This is a genomic window from Thiocapsa sp., from assembly GCF_035467215.1.
In the GTDB taxonomy this organism is placed as follows: Bacteria; Pseudomonadota; Gammaproteobacteria; order Chromatiales; family Chromatiaceae; genus Thiocapsa.
In genome coordinates this window covers 1-10,924 of sequence record NZ_DATITZ010000215.1, presented here as the reverse complement: position 1 = coordinate 10,924, position 10,924 = coordinate 1, and the positions used below count along the sequence as shown (strand labels likewise).

The 10,924-nt window shown below is 65.6% G+C and carries 8 protein-coding genes and 1 pseudogene; 2 read left to right on the top strand and 7 right to left on the bottom strand.

The window, feature by feature from the left end; all coding sequences use genetic code 11:
• Positions 1-247, bottom strand: a pseudogene (locus tag VLR48_RS12095) (Rpn family recombination-promoting nuclease/putative transposase); the annotation flags it as partial.
• Between the two features lie 692 nt (positions 248-939).
• Between VLR48_RS12095 and queF the strand changes: the two are divergent.
• Both queF and VLR48_RS12085 read left to right on the top strand, forming a co-directional pair.
• On the top strand, positions 940-1,329 hold the full coding sequence (gene queF, locus VLR48_RS12090; RefSeq protein WP_093190556.1) for a preQ(1) synthase: 390 nt from the start codon (positions 940-942) through the stop codon (positions 1,327-1,329).
• 35 nt (positions 1,330-1,364) lie between these two features.
• Positions 1,365-2,672 carry an FGGY-family carbohydrate kinase gene (locus VLR48_RS12085; RefSeq protein WP_325292031.1) on the top strand — a complete coding sequence of 436 codons (1,308 nt, stop codon included), beginning with the start codon at positions 1,365-1,367 and terminating at the stop codon, positions 2,670-2,672.
• 65 nt (positions 2,673-2,737) lie between these two features.
• Here the strand turns inward: VLR48_RS12085 and VLR48_RS12080 are convergent, their stop codons facing one another.
• The 6 genes from VLR48_RS12080 to gyrA all read right to left on the bottom strand — a co-directional run.
• A complete protein-coding gene (locus VLR48_RS12080; protein WP_325292030.1) occupies positions 2,738-3,610 on the bottom strand; it encodes a prephenate dehydrogenase in 873 nt (290 codons plus the stop codon).
• Positions 3,607-4,719, bottom strand: coding sequence for a histidinol-phosphate transaminase (hisC, locus tag VLR48_RS12075; protein WP_325292029.1), 1,113 nt, complete (start codon positions 4,717-4,719; stop codon positions 3,607-3,609). The genes VLR48_RS12080 and hisC overlap by 4 nt, the downstream gene beginning before the upstream one ends.
• 134 nt (positions 4,720-4,853) lie before the next feature.
• Positions 4,854-5,960 (bottom strand): prephenate dehydratase, encoded by a 1,107-nt coding sequence (gene pheA, locus VLR48_RS12070; RefSeq protein WP_325292028.1) that lies wholly within the window; start codon positions 5,958-5,960, stop codon positions 4,854-4,856.
• The gene (locus tag VLR48_RS12065) at positions 5,960-7,144 is read right to left on the bottom strand and encodes a phosphoglycerate dehydrogenase (protein ID WP_325292027.1); all 1,185 of its coding nucleotides are present in this window, start codon (positions 7,142-7,144) and stop codon (positions 5,960-5,962) included. Before VLR48_RS12065 ends, pheA begins: the two co-directional genes overlap by 1 nt.
• Positions 7,145-7,339: 195 nt before the next feature.
• Positions 7,340-8,422, bottom strand: a complete 1,083-nt coding sequence (gene serC / locus VLR48_RS12060) for a 3-phosphoserine/phosphohydroxythreonine transaminase (RefSeq protein WP_325292026.1) — start codon at positions 8,420-8,422, stop codon at positions 7,340-7,342.
• A gap of 120 nt (positions 8,423-8,542) precedes the next feature.
• Positions 8,543-10,924: DNA gyrase subunit A (gyrA, locus tag VLR48_RS12055; RefSeq protein WP_325292025.1), on the bottom strand; the 2,382-nt coding region annotated here is incomplete at its 5' end.

Sequence of the window (10,924 nt, the reverse complement as noted above, 5' to 3'; positions counted from 1 at the left end):
GGCTTCCCGAGGGGATCTCGCCGGCGGCGGCCAGGTCCTGATAGAGCAGTCCGACATAGGTCAAGAGCCGGACCGCCATGAGGCGATTGACGCTCGACTGAAACTCCAGCAGCAAGTAGACGTAGACCCAGCGCTCGCCCCAGCGCAGCCGCCAGATCATGTCGTCCTCGCGTTCGCGCAGGTCGTGGCTGACGCCGATCTCGCTGACGCGCTGCAGGGTCGTGAAGTCCAATGGCTGGACCCATTCCGGTCAGTCGCTCTATTTGCGCGAGCGATCCGGAAGTCATCCAAAGCCGACCCTCTCTCCGACCCTAGGAGTCTCGCGAACTCGCTTTGGGACCTCTTGACGCGATAGCGTGCGAGCGCCCCCGGGCCGTGGATTGTGCCCACCTTCTCGGAGTTCATCTCGCGGATGGACTCGAGCAATTCAGCGCCGATATCACGATCGGTCGGCTGGCTCGGCTCGTTGGCCGGTCGGGGTTTTAATCGGACTCTCTGGACCGTGACCGCCAGCGTCCGTGCGCGCTTATGGAAAGCTTTACATCACAGCGTCGAGCCGTCACTCGACAAGATCGGGTTGAGCGGCAGCTTCTGGCCGACGCCAAGCGCCGAGGGGGTTTCAAGTCGTCGCCCGGGCCGCTCCCGGGGACGCAAGAGTCACTGGGCTCGCCTCAGTGACATCGGAGTGGGTCGAGTCCGGACCTTTCCACCGATCCGGCTCGATGGATGCCTGATCGACGGCATTCTCCGGGGCAACGACGGCGAGGCGATCCGCGTCGAGATCAGCCGCAGCGAATGTGACTGCGTGCTGATTGGACAGGCGCTCGCCCGCTGCGCGCCGGACCGGCATGGCATGTTAACCTTCGCAGCCAGATCTCACTTCGATCGATCACCGCTGGCGACAGCGATCGGACTCATTTTTCCCGGAGAGCAATCACCATGTCCACCGCCCCGAGCCGTTCGCTCGAGACCTTTCCCAACCCCCAACCCGAGCGTGACTACAGTATTCGGATCCAGATCCCGGAGTTCACCTGTTTGTGCCCCAAGACCGGCCAACCGGACTTTGCGGAGCTGACCTTGGAGTATGTCCCGGAGGCACGGTGCGTCGAGCTCAAGGCACTCAAGCTCTACGTCTGGACCTATCGTGATCAGGGTGCCTTTCACGAGGCGGTCACCAATCAGATCCTCGGCGATCTGGTCGCGGCGACCGAGCCGCGCTTCATGCGTCTGACCGCGGCCTTCAATGTTCGCGGCGGCATCTATACGACGGTGGTCGCCGAGCATCGTGCAGCCGGTTGGCGTCCCGCGGATCCCGTCCAGCTTCCCTGATCTCGGCTCGTCTCCGGCAGGGATACCGAAACGCGATGTCCCCGAATGCAAGGTCGACACCCGGTCTCGCCTGGATCGGCATCGATCTGGGGACCTCCGGATGTCGCGCGGTGGCGATCGACGAGACCGGCCGCGAGTTGGCCTCCGCACGTGTTTCCCTTGCCGAGCCCCTGAGCCCGGCCCCCGGCTACTACGAGCAGGATCCGGAGCTGTGGTGGCACGCGGTGCTCGACACCCTCACGCAGCTCGGCGCCGCGTTGACCGACCGGGAGCCGGCGGCCGTCTGTCTCGATGCGACCTCCGCCACCCTCCTGCTGGCGACGCCGGACGGCGACCCATGCGGACCCGCGCTCATGTACAACGACCGGCGCGCGGTGGCGGAGTCCGCCCTGATCGACCGGGTGGCCCCGCCCGAGAGCCCGGCTCGCGGCCCAAGCTCGAGCCTCGCCAAACTCATGCATTCGAGCGGACGATACCGTCATACCGGACCCGCTCGGGCACTGCACCAGGCGGATTGGATCATCGGGCGTCTGACCGGCCACCTCGGGGTCAGCGACTGGAACAACGCCTTGAAGCTGGGGTATGACGCCGAGCGCCTGCGCTGGCCGGATTGGGTGCAGGCTTTGATCCCCGAAGGGGTCGGATTACCGCAGGTCGTCGCCCCGGGTCATCCGATCGCGCTCATCGACCCCATGCTCGCCGACCGGCTCGGCTGGCCGTCGACCGTTCAGGTTCTCGCCGGGACAACGGACAGCACGGCTGCGGTAATCGCGGCCGGAGCAGTGAAGCCCGGCGATGCGGTCACCTGCCTGGGGAGCACTCTGGTGCTGAAGATCCTCTCGGAGCGGCCGGTGACGGCGTCTGCCTGCGGGATCTACAGCCATCGGTTCGGCGACGCTTGGTTGGCGGGGGGGGCCTCCAACAGCGGCGGTGCGGTCTTGCGCAGATACTTCAGCGACGCCGAGATCGTCTCCCTCAGCCTCGGCATCGACCCGGAACACCCATCCGGCCTGGACTATTACCCACTCCTCGGACCCGGCGAGCGCTTCCCGAGGAACGACCCAGACCTGGCACCCCGACTCTCGCCTCGCCCGAGCGAGCCGCAGGCATTCCTGCATGGTCTGTTGGAAGGGATAGCCCGTATCGAGGCCGAAGGCTATGCACGATTGGCCGAGCTGGGCGCACCCCCGCCACGGCGGGTCACGAGCATCGGAGGCGGCGCGGCGAATCCGACCTGGACGGCGATGCGCGAGCACTTACTCGGGGTCCCCGTGATGAACGCCGAGCATCAGGACGCCGCGTACGGGGTCGCCCTGCTGGCACTGCGGCACAGCGCGCGATAGCCCGACCGACCCGTCGGGTCAGGTCGGCTCGGAAGGCCGTCCGACCGCAGTGCCGGGGCGCGCGATCAATCGTTTCGGGACGCGTCCACGTATCGATCACGCGCGGCCTTGGCCCGTTCGAAGATGGCCAGCAGGCGTTCGGCATCGGCGCTGCGAATACTCTCGGCGAGATCGGTCATCTCGATCCCGAAGCGCGCCAGCATGGCGCTCAGTGCCTCTCGATTGGCGAGACAGATGTCGCGCCACATCACCGGATTGCTGGAGGCGATGCGGGTGAAATCCCGGAAGCCGCCGGCGGCGTAGCGAAAGATCTCGTCGTTCTCGCGCATGCGTGCCAACGCATCGACCAGCCCGAAGGCGAGCATGTGGGGCAGATGGCTGGTGGCGGCAAGCACCTCGTCGTGATGGGCGACCGACATGCAGGTCACCTCGGCGCCGCAGGTCTCCCACATCGCGGTGACGCGTGCGAGTGCATCGGCGTCGGTCTCGGGCAACGGCGTCAGGATGACGCGGCGCTGACGGTAGAGCTCGGCAAAGGATGCCTCGACCCCGCTGTGCTCGGTCCCGGCGATGGGATGACCCGGAACCAAGCGTGGTGGAACGCCGCCGAAGGCGCCGATCGCATCCGCCACCACGCTGCCTTTCACACTGCCTCCGTCGGTCACGACCGCCGCCGGGTCGAGTCGGTCCCGGATCGCCTCGAAGACGCCGCGCATGGCGCCGAGCGGAACGGCGATAAACACCATATCGGCACCCGCGGCAGCCTCGCCGGGATCCCGCGTCAGGACATCGATGACACCCAGCTCGCGTGCGCGCTCCAGATTGGCGAGACCGCGCCCGCAGCCGACGACCTGCCCCACGGCTCCGGCCTCGCGCAGGGCCCGCGCCAGCGATCCACCGATCAGTCCAACCCCGATGATCGACAGGCGCTCGATCATGGCGCGAGGATGTCCTCGAGTGCGACGATGCAGCGAGCGTTCTCGGCTTCCAGACCGATACTGATGCGCAGGTGATTGGGCAGACCGTAGTTCCCGACCGGTCGCACGATGACGCCGCGCTTCAAAAGGTCCTGGTTGACCGGGCCGGCCGGGCGACCGACATCGACCGTGATGAAGTTGCCGACCGACGGGATGTACGCAAGCCCCATCCGCTTGAAGGCATCGAGGTACTGTCGCATCCCCGCGCGGTTCAGCTCCACCGATGCACGCACATGCTCGCGATCGCCGATCGCCGCCGCCGCGGCGGCCTGAGCGAAGGCGTTGACATTGAAGGGCTGACGCACCCGATTGAGCAGATCCGCCACCCGCGGATCGCTCAGTCCGTAACCGACCCGCAGGGCGGCCAGCCCGTGGGCCTTGGCGAAGGTCCGGGTCACGATGAGGTTCGGAAAACGATCGAGCCAGTGGGTGGCATCCGGGAAGTCCGGCTCGCCGACATACTCGGTGTAAGCCTCGTCGATCACGACGATGCAGGTCCGCGGCATGGCCCCGATAAACGATTTGAGCGGCGCGGCGGCCAGCCAGGTCCCGGTCGGATTGTTCGGATTCGCGATCCAGACCACGCGGGTCTTCGCCGTCACGAGGCTCGCCAGCGCGTCGAGATCGTTACCGTACTCGCGCGCCTTGGCGACACGCGCGGTCGCACCGACCGCCTGGGTCGCGATGGGGTAGACCGCGAAGGCATGCTCGGAGAAGATCGACTCCACACCCGGATACAGGAAGGTCCGGGCGATCAGGTCGAGCACGTCGTTCGATCCGTTCCCGATAGTGACCGCACTCTGCGGGACACCGTGGAACTCGGCGAGCACGCGCCGCAGCTCGAAGCCGCCGCCATCGGGATAACGACCGATCTCGCCCATCAGGCCGGTGATCGCCTCGCGCGCACGGGGGCCGGGGCCCAAGGGATTCTCGTTCGAGGCCAGCTTCACCGAGTCGCGGATACCGAGCTCGCGCTCGAGCTCCGAGACCGGCTTGCCGGGGACGTACGGGGTGAGACCGGCGATCCCGGGGGCGGCGAGGGGGAGGAAGGGATTGTCGTGGACAGTCATGAGTGGCGGTTCAGGTTCGGCGATTGATGGTTGGATGTCTTCGGTCGACAGGTCAACCCAAGGCTCGGCGAGGGACGCGGTCGCGGTCGATTCCTTGACCGAGATGCTTGTGATACCGGTCGTGGATCAACGAGCTAAAGCACCGCCAGCGGATAAGACCCGAGCACCTTGAACAAGAGCGATGCCTGCCTCAGGTTCTCAAGCGCGAGCGCGACCTTCGGGTCGTCTCGGTGCCCCATGATGTCGATGAAGAAGACATAGTCCCAGATGCCGCGGCGCGAAGGGCGCGACTCGATGCGGGTCATGCTGATGCCGTGGGCGGCCAAGGGGGTCAGCAGGTTGTGGAGACCACCGGCCTGGTTGCGGCAGGACAGCAGCAGGCTGGTCTTGTCCTGGCCTTCGCCGCTCGGCCTAGAATCCTGCGGACCGATGACGAGGAAGCGGGTGGTGTTGCCCGGCTCATCCTCGATGCGCTCGGCGAGGACCTTGAGTCCGTAGATCTCGGCGGCTTGGAGACCGGCGACGGCCGCGGCGTCCTCTTCGGTCGCCGCGGTGCGTGCGGCCTCGGCGTTGCTGCCGACGGCGACGCGCTCCGCGTTCGGGAGATATCGATCCAGCCATCCGCGGCACTGCGCGAGGGATTGCTGATGCGAATAGACCGTGCGGATGGCGCACAGATCATCCGTCACGCTCATCAGGTGATGGTGGATCCGCAAACTGACCTCGCCCGTGATCATGAGCGGCGAGGTCATGAACATGTCCAGGGTGTGGCTGACCACGCCCTCGGTCGAGTTCTCGACCGGGACGACACCGAAATCGCATGAGCCCGCCTCGACCTCGCGGAAGATCTCCCCGATGGTGGCCAAGGCGAAGGTCTTCACCGAATGGCCGAAGTGCTTGATCGCCGCGGCTTGCGTGAATGTCCCGGCCGGACCGAGATAGGCGACGTTGAGCGGGCGCTCGAGCGCCAGACAGGCAGACATGATCTCGCGAAACAGCCGCGCGACCTCTTCGCCGTCGAGCGGGCCGGGATTGGCGGCCTTGATGCGGCGCAGGACGGCGACCTCGCGCTCGGGCCGATAGAACTGCACCTGGTTGCCGTCGGCCGCCGTCTTGATATGGGCGACCTGCTGGGCACAACGGGCGCGCTCGCTGATCAGACCGAGCAGCTCCGAATCGATCGCGTCGATCCGGTTCCGCACGTCCTCCAGTGCGTCTCCCTTTGCGCTGTTTTGCTCCATCAGTCGTTCCGTTCCCGCGTCCCGAGACAGCGCACCGAGAGGACGCCGTCGATGGCCCGCAATCGCTTGGCCGTGTCTTCCGGACAGCGCTGATCGATATCGATCAGGGTCACCGCCACGTTGCCGCGCGAGCGATTGAGCATATCCAGGATATTCAGTCCGGCAGCCGCTAGGTCGGTGGAGATCTGGCCGACCATGTTGGGCACGTTGCTGTTGACGATCGCCATGCGATAGCCGCCGTTGCGCGGAAGATTGATCTCGGGAAAGTTGACCGAGTTAGTCACGTTGCCGTTCTCCAGATAATCCCGAACCTGCTCCGCGACCATGACGGCGCAGTTCTCTTCCGCCTCTTTGGTCGAGGCACCGAGATGCGGCAGGGTGATCACCCGCGGATGGTCCTTCAAGAGGTTGCTCGGAAAGTCGCAACAATAGGCGTAGAGGTGCCCCTGGTCCAGCGCCGTGACAACGGCGTCGTCGTCGATGATCCCGTCGCGCGAGAAGTTCAGCAGCACGGCACCCTTGCGCAGGGTACGCAGACGCTCGGCGTTGATCATGCGCCGGGTGTCGTCGGTGAGCGGGACGTGGAAGGTGACGAAGTCGGAGCGCGAGAGCAGGTCGTCGATACTGAGCGCAGGCTGCACGTCGCTCTCGAGCTGCCAGGCACGCTGAACCGTGATGGTCGGATCGTAGCCGACGACGCGCATCCCGAGCGAGCGCGCCGCGTTGGCAACCTTCACGCCGATCGCGCCGAGACCGATAACGCCCAGGGTACGGCCCGGCAGCTCGAAACCCACGAACTGCTTCTTGCCCGCCTCGACGGCCTGATGGATGGCCGTATCGTCGCCCTGAAGCTCACGCGCGAAGCGCCAAGCCTGGCCGATGTTGCGCGCCGCGATCAACATGCCGGCGATCACCAGCTCCTTGACGGCATTGGCGTTGGCACCCGGCGCGTTGAAGACCGCGACACCGCGCGCCGTCATGGCCTCGACCGGGACATTGTTGGTCCCGGCGCCGGCACGTCCGATCGCCTGGACACTCGGCGGGATCTCCGCCGCCTGCATCTTGGCCGAACGCACCAGGATGGCATCCGGATGGGCGATTTCCGAGGCGACCTCGTAGCGGTCCCGCGGCAACCGATCGAGTCCGGCAACCGCGATGTTGTTGAGCGTCTGAATTTTGAACACTGAATCGCGTCCTGAGTGATAAGCGGATGTTGGATTGGAGGATCGAGCGTCGCGCGCGTCAACCGAACTTCGAGCCGACGCGATTCAGAACAAAGAAAAAAGATTTAATCCTGAACCGCGTCAGCGCCGCGGGCCGAGGTGGCATGCGGGGCCAATCCAAAACTCGGACCGCGCATGTCACACCGCAGACGCGGTTCAGCCGTGTTTGCGCTCGAACTCCTGCATGAAACCGACCAGCGCCTCGACGCCCTCCATCGGCATGGCATTGTAGATGCTGGCGCGCATGCCGCCGACCGAGCGATGACCCTTGAGCGTGGTCAGGTTGGCGGCCTTGGCCTCCTTGATGAAGGTGTCGTCCAACTCGGGATTGGCGAGCGTGAAGGGCACGTTCATCCAGGAGCGCGACGCCGGCTCGACCGGGTTCTTGAAGAAGCCCGAATCGTCGATCGTCTTGTAGAGGAGCTCGGCCTTGCGGGCGTTGATCTTGCCCATCGCCTCCAGTCCGCCGAGGCCCTTCAGCCACTCGAACACCAGCCCGGCGAGATACCAGGCGTAGGTCGGCGGGGTGTTGTACATGGAGTCGTTGTCGGCCTGGACCTTGTAGTCGAGCATGGTCGGGGTCGCAGGCAGGGTCCGGCCGAGCAGATCCTCGCGCACGATGACGATGACGAGTCCGGCCGGGCCGATGTTCTTCTGGGCGCCGGCGTAGATCAGCCCGAAACGCGAGACATCGATCGGACGCGACAGGATGGTCGAGGACATGTCCGCAACCAGGGGCTTGTCGCCGACGTCCGGGACATAGGGAAACTCGACGCCCTCGATGGTCTCGTTGGGGGTGTAGTGGACGTAGGCGGCATCGTCGCTCAGGGTCAGCTCGTCCTGACCCGGCGCGCGGGTGAAACGTTCGGCCTCGGTACTGGCGGCGACATGGACCTGGCCGTAGCGGCGTGCCTCGGAGATCGCCTTCTTCGACCAGGAGCCGGTGTTTAGATAGTCGGCGCTCGCCGCGCCGCGCAGCAGGTTCATCGGGATGGCGGCAAACTGGGTGGATGCCCCGCCCTGCAGGAACAGGACCTTGTAGTTGCTCGGGACCGCCAGAAGCTCGCGCAGATCGGCCTCGGCTTGCGCCGCGATCGACATGAATTCCTTGCCGCGATGACTCATCTCGGCGACACACATGCCGCTGCCGCGCCATTCGAGCATCTCCTCGCGCGCCCTGATCAGGACGGGCTCAGGAAGCATTGCAGGGCCGGCACTGAAGTTGTAAACCCGAGCCATTCTGTGATCTCCGTTAAACCGCGCCCGGCGCGGTATGCGATGTGTTTGGATGGGATCGGCCCCGGCAGCCTTGACAAGCGTTGGAGCCGGCGCGGTTCAGTCACGATAAAACGCGGGTTGCTATGCCTCCGGATCGCTGTCGGGATCGACGTCGGCGGAACGATCATCATCGCTCGGCTCGTCGGCCGGCTCATCCGGGTCTTGATCCTCGGCGAGGTCCCCGTTGCCCTCTTTCTCGCCCTCCAGCGCCACGATCCGCTCCAGATAGCAGAGCCGCTCGCCCTCGCCGAGATTGATCAGCTTGACCCCTTGGGCACTGCGACCCACGACCGGGATCTGATCGATCGGGGTGCGGATCAGGGTACCGCCCTCGGTGATGAGCATGATCTCGTCGTCGGGACGCACCAGCACGGCGCCGACCTGGGCGCCGTTGCGCTCGGAGGTGCTGATGCCGATCACGCCCTTGGTGCCGCGACCCTTGGTCGGGAAGTCCTCGACGCGGGTGCGCTTGCCGTAGCCGTTCTCGGTCACGCTGAGCACGGTGCCCGGCTCGGCGACCAAGATCGAGATGACCTTCTGGCCGGGCGCGAGCTGCACACCGCGCACGCCGTGCGCGGTCCGACCCATCGCGCGCACCGCCCCCTCGCTGAAGCGCACCGCCTTGCCGGCGGAGGTGAAGAGCATGAGGTCCTGTTTGCCGTCGGTGATGGCCACGCCGATCAGGACCTCGTCCTCGTGCAGATCGATCGCGATGATGCCGCGCGACAGGGGCCGCGAGAACTCATCGAGCGGGGTCTTCTTGACCGTGCCGGCACTGGTCGCCATGAAGACGAAATAACCGGACTCGTAGTCGCGCACCGGCAACACCGCGTTGATGCGCTCGCCCGGCTCCAGCGGCAGGAGGTTGACCATCGGCCGACCGCGCGCACCGCGACCGGCCTGCGGCAGCTCGTAGACCTTGAGCCAGTAAACCCGGCCGCGGCTGGAGAAGCAGAGCACGGTGTCGCGCGAGTTGGCGACGAAGATGCGGTCGATGAAGTCCTCTTCCTTGAAGGAGGTCGCGCTCTTGCCCTTGCCGCCGCGCCGCTGCGCCTGATAATCGCTGATCGGCTGGGCCTTCACATAGCCCTGGTGCGACATGGTCACTACGACCTCTTCGGGCGCGATCATGTCCTCGAGCGTGAGGTCGGTATGGTCGACCTGGATCTCGGTGCGCCGATCGTCGCCGAACTGATCGCGGATCGCCGTGAGCTCCTCGCGGATCACGTCCATGAGGCGATCCGACTCGGAGAGGATCATCAGGAGTGCGGCGATCTTGTCGAGAATCTCCTTGAACTCGTCGAGGATCTTGTCCTGCTCCAGACCGGTCAGGCGCTGGAGCTGCAGGTCCAGGATCGCCTTGGCCTGACGCTCGCTCAGCCGATAGCCCCCGTCGACCAGACCGAAGGCGGCTTCGAGCTCCTCGGGACGGGTATGCTCCGCGCCCGCACGCTCGAGCATGCCGGTGACCGAGCCGGGCGCCCAGGTGCGCTCCATCATGCGCTCGCGCGCCTCGGCCGGGTTGGCCGACGCCTTGATCAGGGCGATGACCTCGTCGATGTTCGCAAGCGCGATCGCATAGCCTTCCAAGACGTGGGCACGATCGCGCGCCTTGCGCAGCTCGAAGAGTGTGCGGCGCGTCACAACGTCGCGGCGGTGACGGATAAAGTACTCGAGGATCTGCTTGAGGTTCAGGGTGCGCGGCTGGCCGTCGACCAGGGCGACCATATTGATGCCGAAGACCTGCTGCATCTGGGTGTGCTGGTAGAGATTGGCCAGCAGCACCTCGGCATAGGCGTCGCGCTTTAGCTCGATGACAACCCGCATCCCATCCTTGTCGGATTCGTCGCGCAGCCCGTCCGGGGCGATGCCCTCGATCTTCTTTTCCTTCACCAGCTCGGCGATGCGCTCGAGCAGCCTCGCCTTGTTGACCTGGTAAGGCAGCTCGGTGACGACGATCGCCTCGCGCCCGCTGCGCTTCTGAACTTCGACCATGGTGCGCGCGCGAATCACCGCGCGGCCGCGGCCGGTCCGATAAGCCTCGCGGATGCCGCGCACGCCGTTGATGAGCGCCGCGGTCGGAAAATCCGGGCCGGGTACCAGCACCATCAGCTCTTCGATGGTCATCGCCGGGTTGTCGATGATCGCCAGACAGGCGTCGATGACCTCCCGCAGATTGTGCGGCGGGATGTTGGTGGCCATGCCGACCGCGATACCCGATGAACCATTGACCAGCAGATTCGGGAAGCGCGCCGGGAGGACGACCGGCTCATGCTCGCTGTTGTCGTAGTTGGGAATGAAGTCGACCGTGTCCTTGTCGAGGTCGTCGAGCAGCGCATCGGCGATGCGGGTCATCCGCACCTCGGTGTAACGCATGGCGGCCGGTGGATCGCCATCAACCGAGCCAAAATTGCCCTGCCCGTCCACGAGCAGGTAGCGCATTGAAAAGCGCTGCGCCATGCG

Excerpts from the sequence above, each read along its gene's own strand:
- queF (WP_093190556.1), top strand. The coding sequence starts at position 940 with ATGTCCACCGCCCCGAGCCGTTCGCTCGAGACCTTTCCCAACCCCCAA.
- VLR48_RS12085 (WP_325292031.1), top strand. The coding sequence starts at position 1,365 with ATGTCCCCGAATGCAAGGTCGACACCCGGTCTCGCCTGGATCGGCATC.
- VLR48_RS12080 (WP_325292030.1), bottom strand. The coding sequence starts at position 3,610 with ATGATCGAGCGCCTGTCGATCATCGGGGTTGGACTGATCGGTGGATCG.
- hisC (WP_325292029.1), bottom strand. The coding sequence starts at position 4,719 with ATGACTGTCCACGACAATCCCTTCCTCCCCCTCGCCGCCCCCGGGATC.
- pheA (WP_325292028.1), bottom strand. The coding sequence starts at position 5,960 with ATGGAGCAAAACAGCGCAAAGGGAGACGCACTGGAGGACGTGCGGAAC.
- serC (WP_325292026.1), bottom strand. The coding sequence starts at position 8,422 with ATGGCTCGGGTTTACAACTTCAGTGCCGGCCCTGCAATGCTTCCTGAG.